This window comes from Clostridium sp. BSD9I1, from assembly GCF_900185645.1.
In the GTDB taxonomy this organism is placed as follows: Bacteria; Bacillota; Clostridia; order Clostridiales; family Clostridiaceae; genus Clostridium_AK.
In genome coordinates this window covers 768,936-795,540 of record NZ_FYAM01000023.1, presented here as the reverse complement: position 1 = coordinate 795,540, position 26,605 = coordinate 768,936, and the positions used below count along the sequence as shown (strand labels likewise).

33 protein-coding genes are annotated in these 26,605 nt (G+C 30.1%); 32 read left to right on the top strand and 1 reads right to left on the bottom strand.

Features of this window, described 5'->3' with window-relative positions:
- Positions 1 to 53 precede the first annotated feature (53 nt).
- The 6 genes from BSD9I1_RS11445 (at position 54) to ppsA (ending at position 8,443) form a co-directional block, all read left to right on the top strand.
- Positions 54 to 812, top strand: a complete 759-nt coding sequence (locus BSD9I1_RS11445; RefSeq protein ID WP_186430415.1) for a hypothetical protein — start codon at positions 54 to 56, stop codon at positions 810 to 812.
- Between the two features lie 34 nt (positions 813 to 846).
- Positions 847 to 1,461 (top strand): dienelactone hydrolase family protein, encoded by a 615-nt coding sequence (locus BSD9I1_RS11440; RefSeq protein WP_186430414.1) that lies wholly within the window; start codon positions 847 to 849, stop codon positions 1,459 to 1,461.
- A gap of 351 nt (positions 1,462 to 1,812) precedes the next feature.
- Entirely contained in the window at positions 1,813 to 2,682 is an 870-nt protein-coding gene (locus BSD9I1_RS11435) for an AraC family transcriptional regulator (RefSeq protein ID WP_186430413.1), read from the top strand.
- Between the two features lie 338 nt (positions 2,683 to 3,020).
- A complete protein-coding gene (locus tag BSD9I1_RS11430; protein ID WP_186430412.1) occupies positions 3,021 to 4,952 on the top strand; it encodes an alkyl/aryl-sulfatase in 1,932 nt (643 codons plus the stop codon).
- A gap of 255 nt (positions 4,953 to 5,207) precedes the next feature.
- Positions 5,208 to 5,822, top strand: a complete 615-nt coding sequence (locus tag BSD9I1_RS11425; protein WP_035305068.1) for a TetR/AcrR family transcriptional regulator — start codon at positions 5,208 to 5,210, stop codon at positions 5,820 to 5,822.
- Positions 5,819 to 8,443 carry a phosphoenolpyruvate synthase gene (gene ppsA, locus BSD9I1_RS11420; protein WP_186430411.1) on the top strand — a complete coding sequence of 875 codons (2,625 nt, stop codon included), beginning with the start codon at positions 5,819 to 5,821 and terminating at the stop codon, positions 8,441 to 8,443. The genes BSD9I1_RS11425 and ppsA overlap by 4 nt, the downstream gene beginning before the upstream one ends.
- Positions 8,444 to 8,579: 136 nt before the next feature.
- On the opposite strand, the gene BSD9I1_RS11415 is transcribed toward ppsA, so the two are convergent.
- The gene (locus BSD9I1_RS11415) at positions 8,580 to 9,143 is read right to left on the bottom strand and encodes a GNAT family N-acetyltransferase (protein WP_186430410.1); all 564 of its coding nucleotides are present in this window, start codon (positions 9,141 to 9,143) and stop codon (positions 8,580 to 8,582) included.
- 357 nt (positions 9,144 to 9,500) lie between these two features.
- Here BSD9I1_RS11415 and BSD9I1_RS11410 point away from each other — a divergent pair, with 357 nt between their 5' ends.
- From BSD9I1_RS11410 to BSD9I1_RS11285, 26 genes are all read left to right on the top strand, one after another.
- Positions 9,501 to 10,487 (top strand): hypothetical protein, encoded by a 987-nt coding sequence (locus tag BSD9I1_RS11410; RefSeq protein WP_186430409.1) that lies wholly within the window; start codon positions 9,501 to 9,503, stop codon positions 10,485 to 10,487.
- A 74-nt stretch (positions 10,488 to 10,561) separates the two neighbouring features.
- Positions 10,562 to 11,155, top strand: coding sequence for a hypothetical protein (locus tag BSD9I1_RS11405; protein WP_186430408.1), 594 nt, complete (start codon positions 10,562 to 10,564; stop codon positions 11,153 to 11,155).
- A 403-nt stretch (positions 11,156 to 11,558) separates the two neighbouring features.
- The gene (locus BSD9I1_RS11400) at positions 11,559 to 12,173 is read left to right on the top strand and encodes a hypothetical protein (RefSeq protein WP_186430407.1); all 615 of its coding nucleotides are present in this window, start codon (positions 11,559 to 11,561) and stop codon (positions 12,171 to 12,173) included.
- 385 nt (positions 12,174 to 12,558) lie between these two features.
- Positions 12,559 to 12,816, top strand: a complete 258-nt coding sequence (locus tag BSD9I1_RS11395) for a hypothetical protein (protein WP_242966464.1) — start codon at positions 12,559 to 12,561, stop codon at positions 12,814 to 12,816.
- A gap of 65 nt (positions 12,817 to 12,881) precedes the next feature.
- Positions 12,882 to 13,304 carry a DUF6678 family protein gene (locus BSD9I1_RS11390; RefSeq protein ID WP_186430406.1) on the top strand — a complete coding sequence of 141 codons (423 nt, stop codon included), beginning with the start codon at positions 12,882 to 12,884 and terminating at the stop codon, positions 13,302 to 13,304.
- 178 nt (positions 13,305 to 13,482) lie between these two features.
- Complete coding sequence (locus tag BSD9I1_RS11385; RefSeq protein WP_186430405.1) at positions 13,483 to 13,677, top strand: hypothetical protein; 195 nt, start codon at positions 13,483 to 13,485, stop codon at positions 13,675 to 13,677.
- A 71-nt stretch (positions 13,678 to 13,748) separates the two neighbouring features.
- Positions 13,749 to 14,231 carry a hypothetical protein gene (locus BSD9I1_RS11380; protein ID WP_186430404.1) on the top strand — a complete coding sequence of 161 codons (483 nt, stop codon included), beginning with the start codon at positions 13,749 to 13,751 and terminating at the stop codon, positions 14,229 to 14,231.
- Positions 14,232 to 14,382: 151 nt separating this feature from the next.
- Entirely contained in the window at positions 14,383 to 14,694 is a 312-nt protein-coding gene (locus BSD9I1_RS11375) for a hypothetical protein (RefSeq protein WP_186430403.1), read from the top strand.
- A 321-nt stretch (positions 14,695 to 15,015) separates the two neighbouring features.
- Complete coding sequence (locus tag BSD9I1_RS11370; RefSeq protein WP_186430402.1) at positions 15,016 to 15,489, top strand: NUDIX hydrolase; 474 nt, start codon at positions 15,016 to 15,018, stop codon at positions 15,487 to 15,489.
- Positions 15,490 to 15,718: 229 nt separating this feature from the next.
- Positions 15,719 to 16,237: a hypothetical protein gene (locus BSD9I1_RS11365; protein WP_186430401.1), complete on the top strand. Its 519-nt coding sequence runs from the start codon at positions 15,719 to 15,721 to the stop codon at positions 16,235 to 16,237.
- 306 nt (positions 16,238 to 16,543) lie between these two features.
- Entirely contained in the window at positions 16,544 to 16,996 is a 453-nt protein-coding gene (locus BSD9I1_RS11360; RefSeq protein WP_186430400.1) for a hypothetical protein, read from the top strand.
- A 58-nt stretch (positions 16,997 to 17,054) separates the two neighbouring features.
- Positions 17,055 to 17,465 (top strand): hypothetical protein, encoded by a 411-nt coding sequence (locus BSD9I1_RS11355; protein WP_186430399.1) that lies wholly within the window; start codon positions 17,055 to 17,057, stop codon positions 17,463 to 17,465.
- 66 nt (positions 17,466 to 17,531) lie between these two features.
- Positions 17,532 to 18,203: a DUF2625 family protein gene (locus BSD9I1_RS11350; protein ID WP_186430398.1), complete on the top strand. Its 672-nt coding sequence runs from the start codon at positions 17,532 to 17,534 to the stop codon at positions 18,201 to 18,203.
- A 109-nt stretch (positions 18,204 to 18,312) separates the two neighbouring features.
- Positions 18,313 to 18,744, top strand: coding sequence for a hypothetical protein (locus BSD9I1_RS11345; protein ID WP_186430397.1), 432 nt, complete (start codon positions 18,313 to 18,315; stop codon positions 18,742 to 18,744).
- A gap of 127 nt (positions 18,745 to 18,871) precedes the next feature.
- Entirely contained in the window at positions 18,872 to 19,411 is a 540-nt protein-coding gene (locus BSD9I1_RS11340) for a hypothetical protein (RefSeq protein WP_186430396.1), read from the top strand.
- A gap of 125 nt (positions 19,412 to 19,536) precedes the next feature.
- The gene (locus tag BSD9I1_RS11335) at positions 19,537 to 19,911 is read left to right on the top strand and encodes a hypothetical protein (protein ID WP_186430395.1); all 375 of its coding nucleotides are present in this window, start codon (positions 19,537 to 19,539) and stop codon (positions 19,909 to 19,911) included.
- A 592-nt stretch (positions 19,912 to 20,503) separates the two neighbouring features.
- Positions 20,504 to 20,749 (top strand): hypothetical protein, encoded by a 246-nt coding sequence (locus BSD9I1_RS11330; RefSeq protein ID WP_186430394.1) that lies wholly within the window; start codon positions 20,504 to 20,506, stop codon positions 20,747 to 20,749.
- 254 nt (positions 20,750 to 21,003) lie between these two features.
- Positions 21,004 to 21,417, top strand: a complete 414-nt coding sequence (locus BSD9I1_RS11325) for a DUF4275 family protein (protein WP_186430393.1) — start codon at positions 21,004 to 21,006, stop codon at positions 21,415 to 21,417.
- Positions 21,418 to 21,523: 106 nt separating this feature from the next.
- Positions 21,524 to 21,934 carry a peptide deformylase gene (locus BSD9I1_RS11320; protein ID WP_186430392.1) on the top strand — a complete coding sequence of 137 codons (411 nt, stop codon included), beginning with the start codon at positions 21,524 to 21,526 and terminating at the stop codon, positions 21,932 to 21,934.
- A 183-nt stretch (positions 21,935 to 22,117) separates the two neighbouring features.
- Complete coding sequence (locus BSD9I1_RS11315) at positions 22,118 to 22,378, top strand: hypothetical protein (protein WP_186430391.1); 261 nt, start codon at positions 22,118 to 22,120, stop codon at positions 22,376 to 22,378.
- 152 nt (positions 22,379 to 22,530) lie between these two features.
- Positions 22,531 to 22,791: a TfoX/Sxy family protein gene (locus tag BSD9I1_RS11310; protein ID WP_186430390.1), complete on the top strand. Its 261-nt coding sequence runs from the start codon at positions 22,531 to 22,533 to the stop codon at positions 22,789 to 22,791.
- A 147-nt stretch (positions 22,792 to 22,938) separates the two neighbouring features.
- Positions 22,939 to 23,499, top strand: a complete 561-nt coding sequence (locus BSD9I1_RS11305; RefSeq protein ID WP_186430389.1) for a DUF1697 domain-containing protein — start codon at positions 22,939 to 22,941, stop codon at positions 23,497 to 23,499.
- 89 nt (positions 23,500 to 23,588) lie between these two features.
- Positions 23,589 to 24,287: a VanR-ABDEGLN family response regulator transcription factor gene (gene vanR, locus BSD9I1_RS11300; RefSeq protein ID WP_186430388.1), complete on the top strand. Its 699-nt coding sequence runs from the start codon at positions 23,589 to 23,591 to the stop codon at positions 24,285 to 24,287.
- Positions 24,265 to 25,410 carry a vancomycin resistance histidine kinase VanS gene (gene vanS, locus BSD9I1_RS11295; RefSeq protein ID WP_373419354.1) on the top strand — a complete coding sequence of 382 codons (1,146 nt, stop codon included), beginning with the start codon at positions 24,265 to 24,267 and terminating at the stop codon, positions 25,408 to 25,410. Before vanR ends, vanS begins: the two co-directional genes overlap by 23 nt.
- Positions 25,411 to 25,518: 108 nt before the next feature.
- The gene (locus BSD9I1_RS11290) at positions 25,519 to 26,043 is read left to right on the top strand and encodes a VanZ family protein (RefSeq protein WP_186430386.1); all 525 of its coding nucleotides are present in this window, start codon (positions 25,519 to 25,521) and stop codon (positions 26,041 to 26,043) included.
- Positions 26,044 to 26,362: 319 nt separating this feature from the next.
- A complete protein-coding gene (locus tag BSD9I1_RS11285) occupies positions 26,363 to 26,563 on the top strand; it encodes a hypothetical protein (protein ID WP_035305180.1) in 201 nt (66 codons plus the stop codon).
- The last annotated feature ends 42 nt before the right edge of the window (positions 26,564 to 26,605 follow it).

The following is a 26,605-nucleotide window of genomic DNA, read 5'->3' as shown; positions in this document are numbered from 1 at the left end:
CGATGTATCTTGAGCATTTATTAAAATAAATATTAGGGGGAAAGGGAAAATAAATGAAGAGAAAATATAAAATTTTACTTAAAATCCTTATAAGTTTGATTATAATATTTCTTTTGAATTTTATTCCAACATTAAGGTTAAGAACTAAAGATATGACATCTATAGAAAAACCACATTTTATAGTTTATTACGAAAGAAAAGATGAAAATGCAGCAATTGATATTATCAGCAGATTAGAAAAAGGATATAATCTGGTTGCTAACTCAATTAGCATAAGTCCTAACTATAAAACTGAAGTTTATATTTACAGTACCTTAGATAAGTTTCATATTAAAAAATATGGACTGGTTGGTAAAATTATTGCTCCTGAATGGTATATTGGAGATAATATAAAAAATAAGGTTATTATTGTCTCTCCAAATTCTCCCGGAAAGCAGCATAATTATGAGGATACTGCTGATGCTGCTCTACATGAATATATACATACCTTAATGTGGAGTATTAATCCAAGATTATCAAAATTTATTAATGAGGGTATGGCAGGATATATCTCTGGTAATACAAAACCCTCTGTTAAATTCAACAACATTCCGTCATATGAAGATACTAAAATTACAAATCCTATAACTTTTGGAAATCATAATATGTATCCAATTTCTTATACTTATATTGAGTATCTAGATAAAACATATGGTATTGAAAGGGTTTTGCAGTTAATAAAAACTGAGAACTATTTACAAACCTTTGGCAAAACTGAAAATGAAATATTTAAAGAGTGGATAGTTTTTTTAAAATCAAATTACTTAGAATGAGTTGATTTTAATCGATTTAATAAGGGGAGATCAGATGAAAATTATTAATAATTCTAATTCTGTAATAATAATATTACATGAAATATATGGAATTAATCAACACATACAGATGGTTTGTGAAAAATTTTCCAATGACGGATATGATATTATTTGTCCAAACCTAATTAATCTGAGTGAACCATTTAGTTACAATTTAGAGGAAGAAGCTTATAAGCATTTTATGAATAATATAGGATTTGATTTAGCAGTCCAGCAAGTAAAGCAGCTGATTGTACAAGCAAAAAAGCAGTACAAGCATGTATATTTATTAGGTTATAGTATAGGTGCAACAATTGCATGGTTATGCAGCGGTGAAGAAAAGATGTGTAATGGTATCATAGGATATTATGGTTCACGAATTAGAGATTATAAAAATATTACTCCTAAATGTCCAGCTTTACTGATTTTCCCTAGGAAAGAAAATTCATTTAATGTACAAGAATTAGTTAATTTTTTGGAAAAACTGGACATTGACATTTATATGTTAAAGGGAAAACACGGATTTAGTAATCCATTTTCTAAGGACTATTGTATACAATCATCTAAAGAAGCAGAAAGATTAGTAGGCGAATTTTTAAATCATATATCTAAGCTTAACATGATGGGGTGAAAAAATGCTAAAGAATGTACTGAAAAGTAACTCTTTTTCATTTTTCTTAATCTTAATTTTTAATATTTTACTTATAAATAAAACAATTAGATTTGATTCAAAATCAGTTTTAACTATATTTATCGTATTTACATTTTTTCTTATAACAGGCCACACTATTAATATCACAAGGGAAAATAAGTCAGTTTTTAAATTGAGAATAATAACTGATATTATTATTTTTATAATTATGTAAGTTCCAGACAATATCATTCTAGATAAATATTGGGAATGGTGACCCGACAGAATACGGCATAGAATATCGAGTTTAGCTATTGATAAGAAGATATGATTGAAATGGGAGTGAGAAGAATGGATTGGGTTAAGCAACTAAATGAATCAATAAACTATATAGAGGAAAATCTTGCAGGTGAAATATCCTATGAAACTATTTCAAGAATTGCAAGATGTTCTATTTATAATTTTCAAAGGATGTTTTCATATATAGCGGACAAGCCGTTGTCTGAGTATATTCGAAATAGACGTTTAACTATGGCAGCCTTTGATTTATTAAATAGTAAAGAAAGAATAATTGATCTTGCTTTAAAGTATGGATATGAATCGCAAGACTCATTTACCAGGGCTTTCAAGAGTTTTCATGGGGTACTGCCTTCAAGTGTACGGAACGAAACAGTTCAGTTGAAATCTTGTCCCAAACTCTCCTTCCAAATTACAATAAAAGGAGAAAATCATATGAATTATCAAATTGAGCAATGGCCTGCATTTAGAGTAATGGGAGTATCACACAAAATAAAAACCGCAACAGCATTTAAAACCGTTCCACAGATTTGGGAAAACGCTTGGAAGGATGGAACTATGAATAGGTTCATGGAAAAATTCCCTGACTACAGGCCAGCAGGTTTTTTAGGAATTGCCCAAGGAGGGCAGTGGGGTGAATCAGAGGATATGGAATATATAATAGCAGTGACAAATTATGTAGATGTACTAAACTGTAAACATGTTCCTGTACTCGGAGGAATGAAGGAACTTGCTTATCCTGCAGCAACATGGGCAATTTTTCAAGCTAATGGAGAATTGCCGGAAGCAACACAGAAGGTTTATAAACAATTTTATACAGAGTGGTTACCTAATTCAGGGTATGAATTAGCCGACCTTCCAATTATTGAGTGTTATATGCAGGAAAATCATCAAGAGGTTTGGATAGCTGTTATAAAAAAATAGAGGAGATAGAAGGAAGTATGACATTGTGCAGTGAAATGGAGGTTGTATTGAACGATTGAGTTCAATAAAATACTTAAGAGCGTTGGGTGCGCCTATCAGTAAACTACTTGATCTTTATAACTATACTAATTTCCTTATTTAATGATGTAACTATGAAAAATGAATAAGAATGTATCTGAAGTAATTATATTTCATTGTTCAATATATCAACGGTAGTAGTATGTTGGATAAATTTCTAATACATCACTTATCAAATTTTCTTATTCCGCACAAATAAGTAACCACTACATATAAACCTTCATAAATTATCATGATAGGATAATTTATGGAGGTATTTTATGGAGCCCAATGGTAGCCAAGACAAAGAGAGAAAGATCAGTGATTTAAGAAAAAATGCCACTTGCAAAACTATGCTAATAAATCAAGAAACATATAAAAAGATGAATTGGAGAAAAATAACCACTGAAAATAACTTAGCAAAGACAGGAATGCTTGTTGATGGGAACCTGCCTGTAATTAAAAGCGAAGATCAATTGATTCCTGTGTGGGATTTAAGAAGGTATAGTTTTTTATATAATAACTGCATACCTTACACAACTAATCCAAAGCTTTGGGTGCAGGGAAACTTAAATTTAAATACTGGTTTATTTAAAGTTACAGATGACATATATCAAGTTAGAGGCTTTGATTTTGCCAATATGACATTTGTTAAAGGGAATACTGGCTGGATTATAATTGATTGTTTAAGTTCAAAAGAAACGGCAGAAGCGGCAATAAATTTTGTCAATGATTATTTTGGACAAATTCCTATAAGCGCAGTTATCATCACTCATTCCCATGAAGATCATTATGGAGGAATTTTAGGTGTCCTAGATAGCTTTGTAAAAGAAGATGTTAAGATTTATGCTCCAAAAAATTTTGTTGATTCAGCTTTAGAAGAGAATGTAAACGTAGGTGTTGCAATGGCACGCCGAGGTATATACATGTACGGTGTAGAATTGCCTAAAGGTGAGAAGGGGCAGATAGATAATGGTATTGGAAAGGGACAATCAATTGGAACAGTAACCTTTACGAGAAATATTAATGAAATTAATGAGGAATATGCAGAATATATAATTGATGGAGTTAAAATGGAGTTTCAATTGGCTTTAGATACTGAAGCACCATCAGAGATGTTTGTATATATACCAAGTGAACGTTCCTTGTGTATTGCGGAAGACTGTAATGCAACCATTCATAATTTATTAACTTTAAGAGGTGCTAAAGTCAGAGATGCAGTTGCTTGGGCAAAAAATATACAAAAGGCAATTGATTTATGGGGAGGTACATTAACTTCAGTATTTGGAGTTCACAACTGGCCTCGTTTTGGAAATCAAGCATCCATTGAATATCTTGAAAAACAAAGAGATGTATATCAATATATAAATGACCAAACTTTGAGGCTTATAAATAAAGGACATACAATAGAAGAGGTTGGAAGAATGGTTAAGCTTCCAAGAAGTCTTTCAGATGAATGGTACAATGGTGAATTTTATGGAACTGTTATTCATAATGCAAAAGCAGTGTATCAAAGGTATCTAGGATGGTATAACGGAAATCCAGTAGATTTAAATAAGTTACTCCCAGAAGAATCAGCAAAGAGATATGTAGAGTATATGGGGGGAGAAGATGCTGTTTTAACGAAAGCTAAAAAATCCTTCATAGACGGAGAATATCAGTGGGTTGCTGAGGTTACAAAACAAGTTATATATGCAAATCCAAATAATAGAGAGGCAAAGCTTATTTGCGCTGATGCTTTGGAGCAATTAGGCTATATTGCTGAATCTGGTCCTTGGAGAAATGAATATCTAATGGGAGCGCAGGAATTACGCTATGGAGTTATTCCAGTTAGTGGTTCATTTATTTCAGAGGATGTGCTAAACAATTTACCTCTAAAGGATATTCTTTACTTACTTAGCATACGAATAGAAGGGGTAAAGGCTGGAGATCTAAATTATAAAATCAACTTTATTATTCCAGACAGAAATGAAGCAGCTTTGGCAGAAGTTAAGCGAGGAATATTTAGATATATAAGTGATAAGCTTTCAAAAGATGCTGAAGTTACCGTTACTATGCCAAAGGAAGTTTTATATAAGCTGGCAACAACTAATGAAAAGCCAGATACTTCAAAGATAAAAGTACAGGGGGAGATTAACAAATGGAATATGTTCTTATCCCTTCAAGATACTATAAATCAAAACTTTAATATAATAACACCTGTACCAAAGTAGCAAATTATGTTGATATGGAGCTGTCCATCAAGAATGAAAACTATAATATATTGTATTAGATTTTTAAATTCTCAAACAATATATTATGGTTTCATTCCTTAATGAGACAGCCATTTTTATTTTCTATTATATGTTAAAGTTTAAATTTAAAGCTAAAAATATTTTCTTAGAACAGTATTGACCGAATCGGTTTATGGGAATATAATGATAATATCATAAACCGATTCGGTTTAAAAACTTTAAGAGGTGAAAGCCATGGAGAAATTTTTTAATTTACCTGTAGATAAACAAAAGACAATTATAGATGCTGCACTTAAGTCCTTTGCTGCCAATGGTTATAAGAAAACCTCAGTAAGCGATATAGCTTCAGCTGCGGGAATTTCTAAAGCCATGGTGTTTCATTACTTTGGTACAAAAAAAGCTTTATATCTTTATTTAATTGAGCTATGCGGCAACACTATTATGAATGAGATTGAAGAAAAATTTGATTATAAAGTAACTGATTTCTTTGAAAGGATTAGGATTTCAGCTAATATTAAAATTTCAGTTATGAAAAAACATCCTGCAATTCCAGCATTTTTAACAAGTATGTATTTTGAAGCTGACGAGGAAGTAAATGAAGATATAAAAACTATTTTAGCAAAGAGTGAAGGCTTTAGAAGTAAAATTGCGTTTGATGGTATGGATTATTCCAAGTTTAAGGAAGGTATCGATCCAAAGCTGGTTATGAAAATGCTTGTTTGCCTCGCTGAGGGTTATATGAATCAAATATCAAACAGGAAAGAAGTTGATTATGAGGCTTTTTTCAAGGAGTTTGAGGAGTTCATAGACCTGCTTAGAAACAATTTTTATAAGGAGGAATATGTATGAATTCATATGTATTAGACTTTAAAGATATTGATAAATCAAAGCTTCAAGTTGTGGGAGGTAAAGGTGCCAATCTTGGGGAACTATCCAAAATTCAGGGGATAGGTGTTCCAGATGGCTTTTGTATAACTACTGAAGCATATAAAGGAATTGTTGAAAGCAGTGAGGAATTTAATGTTTTAATAGATAAATTATCACTTTTAAAGGTAGATGACAGAGAAGAAATTGGGAAGCTTAGCAAAAAAATTAGAGAGGTAATAGAAGGAATAGCCATTTCAAAGGATATTGAGGAAGAAGTTATAAAGCATCTTTCAAAGCTTGGTGAAAAAAATGCCTATGCAGTACGTTCAAGTGCTACAGCAGAAGATTTACCGCTGGCTTCCTTTGCAGGTCAGCAGGATACCTATCTAAACATTATAGGGAAAGAGGAGATACTTAAGCATATTAAAAGGTGCTGGGCATCACTATATACAGATAGGGCAGTAATTTACCGTATACAAAATAATTTTCACCACCGCAGGGTCTATCTATCTGTAGTAATACAAAAGATGATTTTCCCACAGGCTTCAGGAATAATGTTTACTGCAGATCCTATAACATCTAATAGAAAAGTTGTATCCATTGATGCAAGTTTTGGACTTGGAGAAGCCCTTGTATCTGGTCTAGTGAATCCAGATATCTATAAAGTACGGGAAGGAAGAATAATTGATAAAAAGATATCTAAGAAGAAACTGGCAATTTATAAAGCTGAAAATGGAGGTACAGAGGAGAAAGAACTTGAAGATGCAAAGCAGGATACTCAGACTCTTTTAGATGATAGTATTTTACAGCTAGAGGGCATAGGCAGAAAAATTGAGGCATACTTTGGCTGTCCACAGGATATAGAATGGTGTCTATATGAAAATAATTTCTATATTGTTCAGAGCAGGCCTATCACAACGCTATATCCTATACCGCCAGAAATTAATGATGGAAAGAATCATGTGTATATTTCCTTTGGGCATAGACAGATGATGACTGAAGCTATGAGACCACTGGGATTATCCTTCTTTCAAGATTTATTTGAGCAGATGGTAAACTATAGGATGATTGAAATGGGTGGAAGGTTGTATATGGATGCATCCCGTGAAATTTCCTCACCCCTTAGAAGTAAGCTTTTTATTAAAGGTCTTGATACAGTAGATGTTTTAATGAAAAATGCACTTATTAACTTAATGAAACGAGAGGATTTCATCAAAAATCTTCATAAAGGAAAGACAGCTATGCCTTCAAAGGCAATGGGGATTAAATGGCTAAGGGATACCATAAAAGACTACAGAGCAAACGATCCAGCTATTGTTGAAAGGCAGATGAATAATAATAAGGCTTTGATGATGGAAGTGGAGCAAAGCATTACTAAAGTTTCGGGGGATGAACTATTCCGCTTCATTTTTAAGAGTATGAATCAAATAAAAGATATTGTACTAGATAGCTATGGATTAGTTTTTGCAGGAGCTTATGCATCTAACTGGATAAATAAAAATATTGAAAAGTGGTTAGGTGAAAAGAATGTAGCTGATATTTTAGCTCAATCTGTATCTAATAATGTGACATCTGAAATGGGACTTGAGCTTTTGGATGTTTCCGATGTGGTAAGGCAGTATCCAGAAGTAATCGAGTATTTTGAAAATCCTACGGAAGAGACTTTTTTTGAGGATTTGATGAGTTTAGAAGGAGGCCTAGCTGTTAGTGATTCAATTAAGGCATTTCTTAAAAAATATGGTATGCGTTGTTCAGCTGAAATAGATATCACAAGGACTCGATGGAATGAAAATCCTACTATACTTATTCCAGCAATTCTTAGCAATATAAAAGTTTTTGCCCCAAATGCACACAGTGCTAAATTTGAGCAGGGACTTAAGGAAGCAAAGAAGAAAGAGCAGGAAATTTTAAAGAGGCTCCAGAAGCTGCCTGGTGGAAATGGAAAAGCTAAGAAGACAAAGAAAGCAATCAGCGTTTTACGCAATTATGTTGGTTACCGTGAATTCAACAAGTACACTTTGATATGGTATGAATGGATTATAAAAGAGGCACTTATGAAAGAAGCGGACATTTTAGTTAATAAGGGTGTTATACAAAATAGAGAGGATATATATTATCTAACTTTTGATGAACTTAAGGATGCTATTAAAACAAGTGGATTAGATTACAATATAATAACCAAGAGAAAAGAAGAATATGAAATTTTCGAAAAGCTTACGCCTCCTCGTGTTATAACCTCCGATGGAGAGATTATAACTGGTGAGTATAATACAGATAAAATACCAGAAGGTGCCTTAGCGGGAGTACCTGTTTCATCAGGTGTTGTTGAAGGGCGTGCAAGGGTTGTTTTAAAGATGGAGGATGCCAAGATAGAAGAAGGAGATATTTTAGTTACAACATTTACTGACCCTAGCTGGACCCCATTATTTGTATCAATTAAAGGTTTGGTTACTGAAGTAGGGGGTATGATGACTCATGGAGCTGTTGTTGCAAGGGAATACGGTCTGCCTGCAGTGGTAAGTGTTGAAAATGCTACAAAATTAATAAAAGATGGACAGAGAATAAGAATTAATGGAAAAGAAGGATATGTAGAACTTCTATGAAGAATATGAATTTTAATTAAAGATATATTGTTTCGAATAAATAGCATAATAGTTTGTTTACTTTACCTGAACATATATTATTAAATTATATTCAACAAGGGTAGACAAACTATTTTACTCTTTAAATTTATACTGTTTATAAATCTGATTTTAAAAATGAATACAAATCTAAATCAACAACACCTTTTCCTGTCCAAATTGCTCCCTGCCTTATGGTTCCTTCTTTTGTAAAACCATTTCTTTCTAATACATTTTTTGATTTTATATTATCTGGCATAACATAGGCTTGTACTCTATTTACACCAACAGTATTAAACAAATAATCAAGTAATGCCTTTACTGTTTTAGCGGCGATACCTTTTCCGAAGTAATCTTCATTTAAAGTATATCCGATGGTCACCATGTTTACTTTTGCATCAAAGTCAAATATTTCAGCAACTCCAACAACTTTGCTTAAATCTTCATTTAAACAAATTCCAAGAAAGATTGTTTTTCTTTTGTTAAAATCTCTTTCAAAATGGGAAATCATATTTTCAACAGTAGATTTATTCTTTTTGGCTTCAGATGGTCTATATTTGAACAAGTTTTTATTACTATATATAGAGTAAAGATCATCCAAATCTGATTTTTCTATTTTTCTTAGTGAAATCTCACTTGTTTTAATAAGGGGAAATTCTGAAAATAAACTATTCTCGCTCATAGTACCTCCATATAATTATTTTTTTATTGCTGCTTATATTAAGCAGTCATTTTAGCATATAAATCCTCTTTTATGATTCATATGAAAATTATAACATATTTTGTATATTACTGTATCAGTATTTTACAGAACATATAAAGTTTAAGAGGGGAATTTTAAATATAATAAAACTATAGATATGAAAGAATATAATTGGTATAAAATGCTTGTAGAATTTAGAAACAATTCTTTATATAATTGTAATATATTGCATAATTTTGTTAGAAATTTTTAAATTATAAGACAAGCTATGGCTTACTAATATTAAAACTGCAATACTTAAACAATTTAAATTAATTACATTAATGGAGGTCTATTATGGAAGAATACAATATCCCGTTTCACCAAAAATCAAGCTTAAAGTGGCATATGAAACTTATACTTTTGCTGCTTACTCTCTTTACAGCAGGTGGAGGCATCTTTGTGCTTGTAACTGTTATGAAAGAAGAGTTTGCCCTAGGATTAGTTGTGGGGCTGTTTATGCTTGGAATAGGTTTTTACTTTGCTTATATACTTATAGCTGTAAGAATTTTGAAAAGGTTTTATATAGAAATGACAGAAGAATATATAAGAGTTTCCATGCCTTTTAAATCTAAAACGGCTTATTGGAGGGAGATTCATGAAGCACAAATATATGAATACAATAACAATACTATGCTCGCAATCTTACTTGAGAAAGATGTAAATAAAAAGAAGAAAAGGACCATATCTAATAACTTTACCTCACTATATGGCATTCCTCCACAGTCTTTTCAAATACCACTCAGGTTTTTTAGTGAAATAGATAATGAAAGATTACTATTAACTATAGGAGAGCAATTAAATAAGGTTTACATAGAGGATGAAATCAATATTGAAAGTTTAGATGAGGATAATGAAGAGCTGGATAATAACATAATTAAAGCAATAATTGCTGCAGTTTTATTTTGTGTTATTACAACTGCTGTCTATGGAGTTACAATTTATGCATTAGAGAAAAATTATTTAATGATACCTATATTTGGATGTTTTTTAATTATTGCAGGTTTTAATAAATATTATTTAGAGCAATCATTTAGTTTAATTATAAGATTTTTGATGGGATTAATATGCCTAATTCAAGTACCTGCTGCAATTATTTTAACAATTATAATATCAGAAAGAGCTGACATTACGGGAAGTGATATTTTAATTATAGTAAATGAATATTTTAAGTATTTAATACAAAATCCATCAGATCAAATTATTGTAATTATTGCTGCAATTGTTTGCTTTGGTTTTGGAGCATTTAGGGGACGAGTTAGTAGAGAACAAGCTCAGGAATAGAGAGCAAGTTGTACAATGTTGAGATGCAGTTGCTATATACTATTCTTTTGATTAAATTGAAATGAGGAAATCTTATGCTTTCATTATGGAAAAAGATAGCTCTAATATGTTTATTTTTATTTCTGCTTTCATATGCTTTTTTATCAAAGCGTATATTCTTTTGGGGTAAATATTTAAACACTTTATTAGTTTTAATTGTATCAATTGTAGGCATCATAGTCTCAATACTGGGAACTATCATATATGTAAAAAAAATAAAGAGAGATACTAATTCTACATTGATGAATAATTTGCTATATTTAAGGCAAGAAGGAGAAAGACAAAATAAATTTCTTTCTGTTGTTTACTTACTTGTTATTCCAACTATTGCCTTTTGGATATGGATAGGAAGCTTTACTTTTAATGAAGCTATATTAATGACTAAAGACTTACCGTATGTTTTAAGTAGAAATTATTCAAAAGTAGAGTGCTTCGTCGAATCAAATGACTTTACTTACCAAAGTGGTCTTAGGCATGTACAATATATTGCAGCTATTAATAAATTAGATAACAAATATATATTTATAAACTTTGAACATGAATATAAAAAAATAGATGAGTCTTCTGAATATATAATATGGTATTTACCTAATACTAATCTTGGATTAAAAGCACAAAAGATACCATAGAGCATTACTTTATATTTAACTTAATATATTTACAAACAAAAAAATTCTGAGCATTTTATTAGATTTGGGAGCAATATTCTTACATTGTTGAGCAGGAAGAAGTATAGGGATGGACTTTCTATGAATTTGATATAGTTAATACACATTGTTCCAGATGCAGTAGCAGCTACCTTAAATTAATGACAATAGTGTTTTTTATACCAATTGCACTTGTTAATGCTGCTAAACAAACATCAATGTGGTATTTAAAGGTGACTTGATTAAAGTAATGGTAAGTACCCATGATCCTAAAAAGTGTAAAGTTATAGATTTGTTTTCATAGTCTAAAAAGTAATATATAGATTTTAATATTGTAGTTAAAGGTAATTGATAATTATATTATATAAAAATAGAGGATGTAAAGATGAGGCTAATAATTGAACAAGACAAATTAAGATTTAATTATAAATATAATATATACATTAGCGGTAATTTACTGTATACAGCTACAGTTAATCGCACAATTGCACCTAAATTTAGAAAAATAACCATAACTGATTTAAATGGACAAGAAGTATGTATATTAAAACAGGAGGATAAAATAAAGTTTATTCTTTCCTATGTGCCAATAATTGGTTGGTTTGATTATTTTTCGTGTCCCTATAACATCTATATAAGTGGGATAAAGCAGGGGATTATTAAAGAAAATAGGTGGGGAAAAAATATAGACTCATCTATAGAATGTGAAATTCATAATGACAAGTATTACATACATAGCCATACTGGAGAAGAATACTCCATATTTCTAAACGATAAACAAGAAGGTTTAATAGCACATGACCATTGGAAAATAGGAGATGGAGATAGATACGAAGTTCTTTATAATAGTAAATTAAAGCCTGAATTTGCAGCTGCAATTTGTATTCTTATAGATATATTATGGGGGACATCAGATACTTCAACTACCTCCATTAGTTATCAATATACTTGGATAATTGGTGGAAGAGAAAAAGACAACAACTGGAGACCTGAGGATTAAATATTATTTTGGAGTTTGATGTGTCTAACAATATGAACAAGACATTTCTTCCTCATATTGAGTTACGATAGTAGAACATGCTAAATTAGTGGAGTGTAAAAAACAAAGGGGGATATGCATTGGAATAATTTACCTTAATTTTCGCTATATTTTTTCCTTTGGCTTTGATGATGTATTTAGGATCAATGGCAGAAAAAAATATATACTTAATTAAAAGAGTAGTTGCTATTGAATCTAAAATATCACTATTGTTAGTAATTTGCATGTGGATTTATTATAGTTTTGCAACTGGAATATGGTTTTCTCTATGTTCTTTGTTTAGTTGCCATTGCTGCAATTACACTGGCTAGTGGCGCATATCTGATTTATGGAGGTTATTAGATATATGAATATAGTAATGAAATTAAAAATGCTTTTACATAAAATATTTTGGATTGACAAATTCGAAGAGAAAAGCAAGCTCTTTACTTTTGTTGGAAAGTTTTTTATGTATGGATACATTGTAACAATCCTACTAAGTCTAATAGCATTTATTTCAAGCTTTGATTTAAGTAACTTAATGGTTCTTCTTATTAGCATTTTATTTTTTTCAATTATGTATTGTCCATGGGATTACAACGATACATTCATAAAATTTAAATGAAGCAATGTTTATGTAATAAATTGAAAATATGAATTAAACTTATCAATAAGAAGGTGAGTATTGAAATGAATAGTAATAAAGTAGAATTTACGATAAAAAAGTTAAAGAAAAAGGTAACATTTCTCCTAGAACAAAAAAGTATGACTTCTATTATGAATAACACTAAATGGCTTGAATTGCAAAGGTCTGTAATCAAGTTACCATTTCTACCTCCATATGAAATAAAGTGTGTAACTGATACTCATGAACCAGAACCATTTGATAAAGATGTTTGCTATACTGGTAATTGGGATGATGAATTATTATTGCCGTTATTTAACATAGAATGGATAAAAGTTAGACCAAGATATATTAAAGATAGAGGATATTTAATTGATGGTGAAATTGTTGACGAAACAGAGATGTTCATAGATATTTTAGAAAAGCATTCTATACCTTATGAAGAGGAAAATGGTGCATTTATTATTTATGGATATAGAAAGTTATAGTAACGGGTATATCGCTTTATAATATAAAAATAAAACATAAAACTTTATATGCTATAGTTATTTTTTATATTTAAGATATACAACGATATAATACTATTTATGATGTAAAATTAAAGAATTTTAGAATTAGAGAATAAATCCATGTATTGCAAAAATATTTGTAAGGGGATTCATATAGATGGAAGATAGAAGAGTAAAACAGTGTATTTATTGTAAAAGAATAATTGATGCTACAATCGAAAACTTTACAGAAGAGAAAAAAGGAAAATACGGATTGGGTAACATATGCAGAAAATGTAAGTATGAAAGACAGTCTTGTGGCGTGAGCAGAAGACAAGTAAAAGCATCAAAAAAAGCAGTAAAATATTCTTAAATAATATTGTATTATAAACATTCTTGCTTATAAAACGAACAAGAAACATAAACTTATGCGAGGTGTGCTGAGTGATCGAAGATAAGGTTGATTTTGTAACATATACAAATAAGCATAGTTGTATTGTAAAGGGTGGCATAGAAGCAGTAAATAAAGTTTTAAATGGTACAGATAAAGCAGAGAAAAGAAGTTTATTATTTTGTTTAGATAAATATCTCGACCCCTATTATGGATATAATTTACCTTATTTTGATGATATTATTATACTTCTTCAAGAGCATTTGTTTTTGACTAATATTAAGGAAGTTAAAGAGGATATTCTCCAATTGTTAGGAGACTATGCAACTAAATCATTAGATTATTTAGCTACAAGGATAGACGAGTTGGAGTCAGAACCTGAATTACTTGAGTATGCCTTATATGCATTAGGCAATACTTGCAATCATAAGTATATACCAATTTTTATTAGATATGAAAGCCATCATAATCCTATTATAAGAAGTGCTATAAAAGACATTCTGATTGATTTATCGAATAAAATTAATAAATGGTAATTCACTCAATATTTTTTCAGGTGCCAACTCTTAGAGAGATATAGATTTAATAATACTTTCACTTTTTACATACCTGTTTCCGTATAAAATATATAGATGGTATAAAAATAAGAAAAATAATTAGGAATTTAACAAAGTGGAGGGTTCTCACATGATTATTCAATGGATACCGTTGTTAATTAATATATGTTTCTTGGCATTTTCATATTATAAACGATATTCCCTTAAGACAAGATTATTCTATTTAGGTGTGCTTTTTATAGTATCATTAATTTTGATGCTTCCTATATTTGGCTTTTCAATTATGACACTTTGGGGAGCATTTTTAATTGAAAGGATATGGATTTTATTGACGGCTGTATTATTTATTGAAACGGCAATAAGCAAGAAAAGTAGAATGCTAAGAATTATCTTAGGAGTTATTTCCTTTGTTATATACCTTTATCTACGCACTATTATTTAAAAGTTGAATAACAGTAAAATATTATGCAACAAAATTTGAGGGGGATTTTATGAAGAATTTTAGACGTTCTCGAAACCTATCGTTACTTGCTGGATTTTGTTTAATAATAAGCACTATTATAACATTATAAAGTAATCAATTTATTCTCGTACCAGTTTTATATGCAATTGCAAGTATTTGTTTTTTTGCTGGTGCTTATACTTACCATAAGAAAATTACCAAAGATAATAAGAATTAAGGTAATGAACAATTTTCTTATATTGTTGAACAACAGTAATTTAATGTGAACCAAATTACTTTGGATAAAAGGGAGGAGAATATATGGATATTACCTTCTATAACAGCGACAGTACTGTTTTTAATTATAGGACATGTGGGGTTATATCTGACGGCAAAAGAATATTATTGCATACAAGAGAAGATGATGATTTTTGGGCGCTTGTTGGTGGTAGGGTACAAATGCTAGAGCCATCAGACTGTGCAATAAAACGAGAAATTAAGGAAGAATTAGGCGAGATTATTTATATAAATAGACTACTATGGATGGTAGAAAATTTCTTTAGATCTGGAGACAAACAGTATTATGAGATTTCAACAATATACCTTGTGAATCTTGAAAAGGAATCAAGGTTACTGAATCAGAAGCATTCCTTTAATGGGGTAGAAGGTAAGAGACTAATATATAAATGGTTTAGTTTTGATGAATTAAACAGCTTAGATATAAGACCAAGTTTTTTAAAAGAAAAACTAATGACCTTACCCAATAACCCAGACCACGTAATAAATAAGGATTAATAAGCAATACCTTAAATTCTTCATCAATCACAAATATGTAGAATATGAACAACTACAATAGTATTTTCCGATATGAACGCTGGGAGTGATGGTAAGATTACGTATATCACGACAGTAATAGAAGGAATAATAAAGTTAGTGGAAGTTTCTAAATATATGAAAGTTATAATAAAAACATTAAATCTAATTTAATATATATAAATACTTTCGCAAGAAAGGAGTGAATATTATGGAGATAGTAAACAATCAAAGATTTATTACAAGCTCTCAGATAGAGGAAGTTATTAATTTACTTGGTCAAGAATACAGGCCTGCTCGAATTGTTGTTCTTGAGAACGGGTTTGATGCCCTTAAATATCAAATAAAAAAGTGTTTACATATTACAGAATATGAAGTTAAAGGAATGCCTCAGCTGCAGAATGCACAAAGTGTTAAGCTAATGATTTTGGCAGACACATTAAAGATATTTTTAAATTATAAAAAAGATGCTGATAATAAAGAAGAAAAGCAAGTTTACATAGTTTATGATTTAGTGGTCGAGCTAAGAAGAAGATATTGTTTAGGTGGAAAGATAAAAGAGAGACAACAAGAAACTATTGCAGTTTCAGATATTGTAAATGCTTATGCAGAATTAGTTAATGAACCTCACGAAAGTTTAATATACGAGTTTGCTAGTAATTTTATGAATCAAAATGCAGATTGGTTGTCTGTAATTATGAATTGGAAGGAAAAATGGACATTTGAATAGAAGAAGTTTGCAGACAACTATACAAGATATTAATTGATGTATGTCATTTAAATATGGGAATTTGGTACAGAGATATAAACGTTGCAGCAATTTAAATCGCAGTGCTCTTATACTACCTATCAATTATAATATTTATGGAATATTGATCTATGGGTGTATTTTCATAACAATCCTTATTAAAGGCTAGTTTTAAAAAATAATATTTTATGATGCAATATTCTTATATTACAAGTGTATTTATATTGAGTCTATTGATGAAAACGACACTAGAATAACAATATGTACAAGTTGGGAGATAACATTATTATGTGGAGCAAAACAAAAAAACAATTGGAAAGTTTCTTATGTAGTTCCTTAAAATGCAGAGTAAGCTTTTACTGTTCAAATTATAGAATGCACGATGGCATAGGCAGAACTTATATAACTGTAGATGATAAAGAAGTATACAATATGTGTACTTTAAAGAGAGATTATTATAGAACACCAGTAGAGGGAACGTATTCACAAGTAGAGTTTATTGAAACAGTACATAAATACTTTAATGCTTCTATAGATGATTGTATTAAAAGCCAAAACCCTTTAGTAAAAATATTAGTAATCTTAGATAGAAGAATAGGAAAAAGAACATTAGTAAATATGAAAGAAAGTATAGAATTAGATGATACTTTAAATCAATTATTTGACCTTCCTTCAGGGTGGTTTGCTACAAGAAAAAGTATTAATGATTGCTGGGAGAAAAAAGAAAATAAATATGAGTAGAAAATTCAAAGATGATTTTGGATGGCATAATCAAAGATAAATATAAGGGAGAGGTACAATGAATAATTATATTGCAGACTTTAGTTCTCAAGTGCATGATAATGAAATCAAATCATATTTTATTGATTTTGACAATGATATATTAAAAATGAATACTTGTTGGCAGGATAAAGAAAATACAACAATTGAGTTTACAGGTTTATTGGCACATAAATTTGAAAATGTTGTTAACCTAAATATAATTTTTGGACTGTATCAAATGGCAATAGAATGGTTTATTGAGGCAGAAAATGAAAATCTATTAGAGGCTTTAAAATTTGGATTTCCATCAATGAAGGCAGGAAATTGTGATGAGCTAATGAGAGAATTAAAAAATGAGAAATATAAAGTTTTTGGTCTTAATTCAAGCCTTGGCCTGTGTGGATATGTAATAGCTAAAGATATAAAAATTACTATTAACGCAAAATGATTAATGTATCTATAAATTATTTTAAGTTACTACGAAACATATTAGTTTGTTTTAGGAGATATAAATATGACTAAAAAAACATTACAGGAGCTAGTCTGTGAAAGTGAGAAAACATGGGAACTTTTGCAATCTTGGTTTAAGGCGAGTCCTGTTAATTATGAAATTCTTGATACTTCTAAAGAAGAATCTGAAAAGACTCTTTATAATTTACAAGTAACAACTAAATCAACATTAGGAGCAATAGCCTATAAAACAGGTGGCATTTTGATAGACTATGGATGGCTAAAAATACTTGGGGCAGGAAATGAAAAAATTTTCGGCGATTTGCTTTATTGGAATTGCATGAAAAGCTCATATATCATTAGAACTGTCAGAAATTCAATGATTGTAGCTTATGACATTATTGGAGGATTTTTTTCTATAAATGGCGGAGCATTTGAAGGTGAAATAGGTAATATCTTTTATTTGGCTCCTGATACTTTGGAGTGGGAAGACATGACGATGGGATATACTGACTTTATCAGATGGATTTTAGATGATAATCTAAAAACATTCTATAAAGGTTTAAGATGCGATGATTGGGCAAAAGATATTACAAAAATTCCTTGCGATAAGGGCTTAAGCTTCTATCCTCCTTTATGGTCAGAACAGGGTTCTATTTCTTTGAGTAGTAGAAGAATAGTGCCTATAAGAGAACAATGGGAGTTAAATCTTGAATTTATAGAAAAGTTTAAATAAACTATTTCAAAAATGGTTCAATAAATTCTAATACACAATCTTCTTATACTAAGATGTAAGAATACATTTGATGAAACCAGTATAATGCAAGATTTGAGAGGTGATAAATTTGAAGAAATACTCTATTGCTACAGGAAACCCCCATGAGCAGCTAATTATTAGTAATATTAGAGTTTCCTACGATGATTTCAATAACGGAAATCCCTATAATACATCTTTTAGTGTTAAAGTAATTTCTGGAGATTTTGCAGGTACTGCTGAATTTGAATACAACATTAAAGATTTTATTTCTTTTATTAAGGAAATAAGAGAATTATATAATTTTAAATTAAATAAAGTTGAATTATATGATATTGCTTATGGCTCTAACATACAATTTTATTTAGATAAAACAGGTCATATAAAAATATTAGGAACAATATATGGAGATTCAATAGAGCATAGTTTAACTTTTACATTTCCCACAGACCAGACTGCAATTAAAACATTTTGCACTTCTCTTTATAAGGATTTTATTACTGAAAATACATATAAATTATAACCTTACTTCTTAGTTCATAACTGAGAAGCTGAAAAATGCCGTAAAACAAATGGAGGAATATCTCGAGGTAATCTAAAATAATTCTTATAGAATAAATAAAATAGTTAAACATAAAATGGTGATTTATATGAAGAAAAATAAGAACTTAAAACATTCAAATGAAATAATTAGAATAATATATCCAAAACAATATACAAGTTACGTAATTTTAAGCTTACTTATAATCGCATTTTGTACATACCTAGGATACTTAAGTGGCAGTGGGAATTTAACAGATAATTTAAGTATAAGTGAGGTCTTTTATAGTATTGTTATATACTTATCTTTGATTTTAATTTCTCTCTATTTTATTACTACAATCATATTTCTTTTTCTGAAACGAATTAAATTAGAAGTCAAAGAAAAGGAAATTCAAATTAATAAAGTTTTTATTAAACGTAAAATTTTAATAACAGATATTGATTCAATACGCATAGGTCGAGTTTCTTTAGAATATCCCTTATCTTATGTAATCATCAAGCGTAGAAAATATGGCAATAAGTATAGTAGCAAATATTTAATATTTCCAGTATCATGGTTTTCTCTTTCAGATTTAAGATATGTTTTAGAATTTGCAAAAGAACGTAATAAAAAAATAGAGTTTACTGGGATTTACAATTTAAATTAGCTTTAAGAAGCCAATATAATTTACAATCTTTATATCTTGAAATATAGAAATTAAGATATGATTTATAAATACTGAAGAAGCTCATAAAGTTTAAACTATTTACTAAAGATGAAAGTAGGCAAAATATGTGGGATAATATAAAAAAGTGTATGTATATTGTATTTATAATATGGACTGTAATGGTATTATTTATCGTTTATAAGAATATAGAATTTCCTTTTATTCTTCAATTCGTAGTGGGATATGTAATATGTCTGCTATTGGTAGGATTATATTTTATAGTTACTGCATTTTTAAATATCAGAAAATCCAAATGGAGTACAATAAAAAAGGTGTTTATAAAATTTATTATTGGATCATTTACTTTATGGTTTTTAAATATTTTATTTATTTACTTAATTAAAGGTGAATTAAGAATAACGGATAGGATTGTCAATTCCATAATTCTTTCTTTTGTGTTTACGTTTGGAGAACTAGGAGTTGAAAAAAATAGCGATTAACATAATGTGATAATTGATTCATGATATTAAAATTTTGATATGTAGTAGCAATTTATTTTACCACACCTTATATAAAAGGAGCATTTGATAGAAAGGAGTAGGTTAACATTAGCACTAACAGATTAAGTTACGTATTATATATAATTGCTGCATTGTTGGTCCTTATCCCTATAACTATAGTTTTTGTTACCGAAATTGCTTTCAGTTCCTTTGTTAGCAAAATACTTATTAGCACAGCACTTACTCTTATCATACTAGGAAAAATATTAACTGTAATTAAAAAGAGTAAAAATGATAGCAGTATTCCAAAGGATATCGGAATTATTATAGGGCTTTTAATTGTATTAATATCAAAGGTTTTAAGATAAATATATTTATAAATTATTTTAGTATCTTTTTTACAAGCAGCAGAAATGTTGTATCAACTAAAGCACTTTGGAAGTTAAGCACTAAATATAGTGAGAAATTCAGATGAGTTATTAACTATAAGTAGTTTACATTTTTTAATGATAAACAATTGTAATATATGACGAAGCAAGTTAGATGATTAATCGTGCATTATTATAGTGATTTTATTGGAGGTTTAAGTAGAATGGAGATGAGTAAATTTATACTTCATGGAGATATATTATCTTTACAAGCTAGAATTGATGGAACAGATTATAGATTTGGTGTAAAGTGGAAAGCCCCTCAAAAGCCTTATGATAAAACTTGGGAACTAAAATCATATTGTAATATTTTAACTGGCGAAAAGAATTTAACTGAAGAACAAATTAGAACATTTATGGACACTATTAATGCAAAATGGAATTGGAATATATCAGATTTTGAAAAATGATTTGTCTTAATGACTATATTAAAACAGTATTCAACTTTGTTGATAAAGTAGAGGAGTTTTATAAGAAGAGCGAAGCAAAGAATATTCCAGACGATGACTTTGACCGAGATGGATATATCAAGTTTTGGAAAGAATGGAATAATCGAAGGAACTTTCAATGAGATTTGAGAACATATTTGTATGCACAAAATAGTAGAATATGAATAATAAATCATGCTTTCTTAATAGAGTGATGTTTGGTTGAGGGGATGAGAATGGATTTGGTGGATAAATTAGAATTAAAAAATGTCCATGTTGAGACTTTGGAGAATATAGGGAAACACTTGCATAAACAATGGGAAAAGAAGTTTGCAGGTGATTTGAATAATTCCCAAAAGCATAAGATATACTTAGATCAATATCTATGGCATATATTTAGTTATGAAAAGGTTCAACACCTATGCGGAAAAGACGCTATAGATGCGTTTAATAACATTAAGAAAGAGGAATGCTATGCGTTCTATGAAAATGATGACAAAGCTCTGAAGTTAGCGAATTCAAAGGATATTAAGGCTGAAGATTTTAATAGTGAACATGATATTTATATAGTTGATAATAACATGTCTTGGACATTTGTTCACACACATGAAGATTATTGCGGGCCATATTTTTGCAGAATAAATAATTAAATAAGTGGTTGAGAACTGCTAACTTGGTATTTGAACTAGACGTGCTAATTTTATATATGATATAGTATGATTTATAAAAGATATAATTGAAAAAGAGGTATAAATTATGATAAAACCAATTATAAAAGATATATTGTTTTTAGGACAAAAATCAGAAGATGCAACTAAAAATGATATAGTAGTGATTGATGATTTAATAGATACATTAAGAGCAAACCTTGAGAATTGTGTTGGATTGGCTGGTAATATGATTGGAGTAAAAAAGCGTATATTAGTATTTGCTGTAGGAAACCTTATTGTGCCTATGATAAATCCAGTTATATTAAATAAAGAAAAGATTTATGAAACTGAAGAGAGTTGTTTATCTTTAATTGGCTTTAGAAAAACAAAGAGATATGAAAAGATAGAAGTGGAGTATCTTGATAGAAATTTTAAGAAGCAAAGGCAAGTGTTTACTGGATTTACAGCACAAATAATTCAACATGAAATGGATCATTTTGAAGGTATAATAATCTAATTGAATAATTAAAATATGAAGTAATTATTAGCCTAGAGGTCATTGAGAACCATGTGAGTTTGATAAGTGAGGTTTTCCTCTGATCATTAATTAATAATAATTAGGGGTACTGTTATTTAGAAATATAATATATACTTGATTAGAAGAGAAATAGGTATTAAAAAAAAGAAAGAGAGCGAAAAAATGGAAAAGTTTTTTAAAGCAATAGAGGAAAAGATAAGAAAGTCAGGATATCCTGGAGAAGTCAGTGGCGAAGAAATCTACGCTGAAATAAGTGATGAGGCCGAGGATCAAGAAGAAGGAAGTTACTTATTCATGAAGAAGCAAGATGATGATATCATGTTCGAATACAGAGTGGATATTTTAGAGGACAATATTAATTTAGCAACCCTCACGATACATACATCAGAGAGAGATTACTTTATTGATTTTGATGCTGAATAGATAGACGTATTGGGAAGGTATATTTTATATAAACTCTTTAAGTCTGAAGAACTATGGAATATAAAATAAGAATTTGGTAAAATGTAATTATAAGGTGAGGATATGAACCATAATGCTTTGTTTGGAATCTTATTTTGAAAGGGAGTTTTATTATGGGAGAATTATCAAATCTGCCTAATATCGGAAAAGAAGTTGAAAGGCAGTTGAATAAAGTAGGTATATTTACTTATGATGAATTAAAAGATATTGGTACAGAAAAGGCATGGCTGAAGATACAAGAAATTGATGCTTCTGCATGTATTCATAGATTGTTAGCACTGGAAGGGGCAATTCACGGTGTTAAGAAAACAGAGTTACCACAGGAACGTAAAGCAAATCTAAAAGACTTTTATAATTGGCATAAGGGCAAATAGGAATTTGAAGATTAAATAGAAGGTAAGTTAGAATTCAATAATGATTTTATGGCTAACTGTGAGAAAGTTAGCCTTGTTTTTTGCATATAATCAAGGCGACTTTGTATAATATTACGATTTATTTTCATATAAAGGGGAGTTTACAATATGACTGTTTATATAGCATTGTTAAGAGGTATTAACGTAGGTGGAAAAAATATAATTAAGATGGCAGATTTGAAACGAGTATTTGAATCAATTGGACTTTGTGAAGTAAAAACATATATTCAAAGTGGAAATGTTCTATTCAAATCAAATGACGTAGAGGAGTCTCTTTGCAACAAAATTGAACATGAGATTGAGGCTGTCTTTGGGATTGCTGTAAAAGTTATTTTAAGGACATCTACTGAGTTAGAACAGATTATTTTGAATTGCCCATTCTCGAAGGATGAAGTAATAGAAGCAGAGGCGTCATCCGAAGTAGAGACTCTGTATGCTGCGTTAATGAAACATAATCCTTTAAAAGAAAAGGTTGAGTGCTTAGATGTTTACAGAAGTGAAAGTGATAAGTGTCAAGTTATAGGAAGAGAGGTATATCTTTTATTTCATCGTAGTATTCGTAATTCAAAACTCGCTAATAATCTTTATAAATTAGATGTACCAATAACTGTGCGTAATTGGAAAACATTAAGTAAACTTAATGAATTAGCAAAAACTATGGAAATATAAAAAGAAAAGTATTATTATATAAATTTTTGTTTAACGGTACTATAATAATAGGCGTTTTTATTTATAAGCAGAAAGAAGGGATAGAACTCATGAGTATGAATATTATGGTTGTAGACGATGAGCAGTCCATAGCAGACCTAATTGAAGTTTATTTAAAAAATGAAGGTTTTAAAATATACAAATTTTATAACGGTAAAGATGCGCTAAGGTGTGTTGAGTCGGAACAGTTAGAGCTTGCGATACTAGATGTCATGCTGCCGGATATTGATGGCTTTACTCTGTGTCAGAAAATTAGGGAAAAACATAATTTTCCCGTAATCATGCTGACAGCTAAAGAAGAAGAAATCGATAAGATTACCGGACTGACATTAGGTGCGGACGACTATATCACTAAACCGTTTCGCCCCTTAGAACTTGTTGCCCGTGTAAAGGCACAGCTCCGTAGATTTACCAAATATAATTCTTCAGAGCCAAATCAGGAAGAACACTTGATTGCCTTTTCCGGCTTGGTACTAGACATGGATACCCATGAATGTACACTGAATGAAAAAAAGCTATTTCTCACTCCTACAGAGTTTTCAATTCTTTGGGTTCTTTGCTCCAATCGCGGAAGGGTGGTAAGTTCGGAAGAATTGTTCCGTGAGGTATGGGGAGATAAGTATTTCACCAACAGCAACAATACGGTAATGGTTCATATACGGCATTTAAGGGAAAAAATGCATGACAGCGCAGAATATCCCAAATATATCAAAACGGTATGGGGAGTTGGCTATAAAATTGAAAAGTAAGATGGATAAAAGAAGAAATGACTATACAAAAATAAAAAGAAAAATATTTTTCCGAATGCTCCTAATTATTTTTACCACAGCTGCAACAGTTTACTTTCTGCGTTTTTTCATTCAAGAAAATTTCAGTGTTGGAGATAGTATTGTACAATTTCTAAAAAATACGTTTCATATGCGTGACCGAGATGCTGTAATGATTTCTCATCTTCTATTTCTTAATAATATGGAAGCTATTACACTTATTGTGATTCTCGTATTCTTGGTTATTTTACTTAAAGTTTTAATTTCTTGGTTTACTAAATATTTTGATGAAGTAAGTAGCGGAATGGATAGACTTGCTGATGAATTCGATGATGAAATTACATTATCACCAGAATTGGATTTTATGGAAAATAAGCTTAATCAGATAAAAAACAACCTGGAAAAACAAAAGAAAGCTGCACTTGAAGCCGAGCAGCGCAAAAATGATTTGGTAGTTTATTTGGCGCATGATATAAAGACACCTCTGACCTCTGTTATAGGATACTTAAGTCTTCTTGATGAAGCACCTGATATGCCTCCTGAGCAGAAGGCAAAATATGTCGGTATTACCTTGGAAAAAGCTTATAGATTAGAGCAGCTTATAAATGAGTTTTTTGAGATCACAAGATTTAATCTTCAAACTATTGTTTTGGATAAGGGAAAAATCAATTTACTTTTCATGCTCCAGCAGATTGCAGATGAATTTTATCCAATGCTTACTCCACAGGAAAAGCAGGTCTCCGTAAATGTGCCTGATGGCCTCACTTTATGTGGAGACGCAGACAAACTGGCTCGTGTGTTCAATAACATCCTGAAAAATGCCATAGCCTATAGCTATGAAAACAGCGTCATTGACATTTCTGCTCAGCAGCAGGACAAAAATATTGTTATAACTTTTACGAATCAGGGAAATCCAATTCCGCAGGCAAAGCTTGAAACTATTTTTGAAAAGTTTTATCGATTAGATTCTGCACGTTCCACAAACACCGGTGGAGCAGGGTTAGGTTTGGCAATCGCACAAGAAATTATCACAGCTCACCATGGAACAATCTCTGTGGAAAGTAACTCGGAAAATACTACATTTACAGTAAAGCTTCCGTCATAAGAAAATCTTAAGAAATTCATAAGATAGAATTCCAACATAGCTCCTTATTCTGTGTTTAAATAATATCAGCACAGAATAAGCAGAGATTAAATGAAAGATGGGGGTATTATGAATAAACGGGAGAGAATTAAAAGAGTCTTTTTATATGGTGTTTTCATTTGTTACATACTTTTGTTAATTAAAATATTGTTCTTATCAAGAATTTCGCATTTGGAGCAGAGGTCTATAAATCTCATCCCTTTTTATAGTATAATGGAATATGTATCTGGTAGTTCTGCAAATATAAAAGCTTTTGCTTTTGGTAATGTGGTTGGCAATATAGTTATTTTTATTCCTCTTGGTACATATTTGTCATTATTGAAAAATGATAAAAGAGTAATAACCAATTTGTTGTTTATATTTATAGTGAGTTTGCTTGTTGAAATCATTCAGGGGATTTTAGGTATTGGAGCATCAGACATTGATGATATAATTCTAAATTGTCTGGGTGGATTGATTGGTATTTTAGGGTATAAACTTTTATTGCTTATATTACGAAATGAGAAAAAAGTACATAATGTAATCACAATACTATCTGTGATGGGGTTACCTGGTATATTATATTATTTATTTATGATGAGAATGAGATTTTAAATCCAACTCTATTCAAACTGTGAATTATGGTTTACCCAGATATGAGAAAAATGTCTACAAATATGATTAAAGAAGAAGTGTTAAAGGATTCCTCAAAAGCAGTTCTTCTTTGGGAAAAGTAGAAGATTATTATCTTGTGGTTTATATTGTGGAGGTTGTAAGAATTACAAAGAAAATTTTAATTGTATGGAATGTAGAAATGAAAAAGAGCTTGTTAATCTTACATTTGTTTAGTTATATGCATTAAATTGTAATTAAGGTTATAATTAACGTATAAGTGGGAATTTATTGCTTAATAATTTAGAAGGGGAATGTATTAATGAAGAAAGTAATTGTATGTTTATCATTTATTGCTCTGGGCATGATTTGCTTTTACTTTGCATTTCAAGATAACACAAATGCAACATTAGGGGTGCCATTAACAATAGTTGGTGCGATATCTTTCGGTATAGGGCTTTATAAAAGTTGGCGTAATGGAATTCTTACATCTGTACTGGATTTATTTCATTTTTGGCCATAACGTAAAGAAATCATTTAGCATTAAAATATTCTAGGAAGTAAA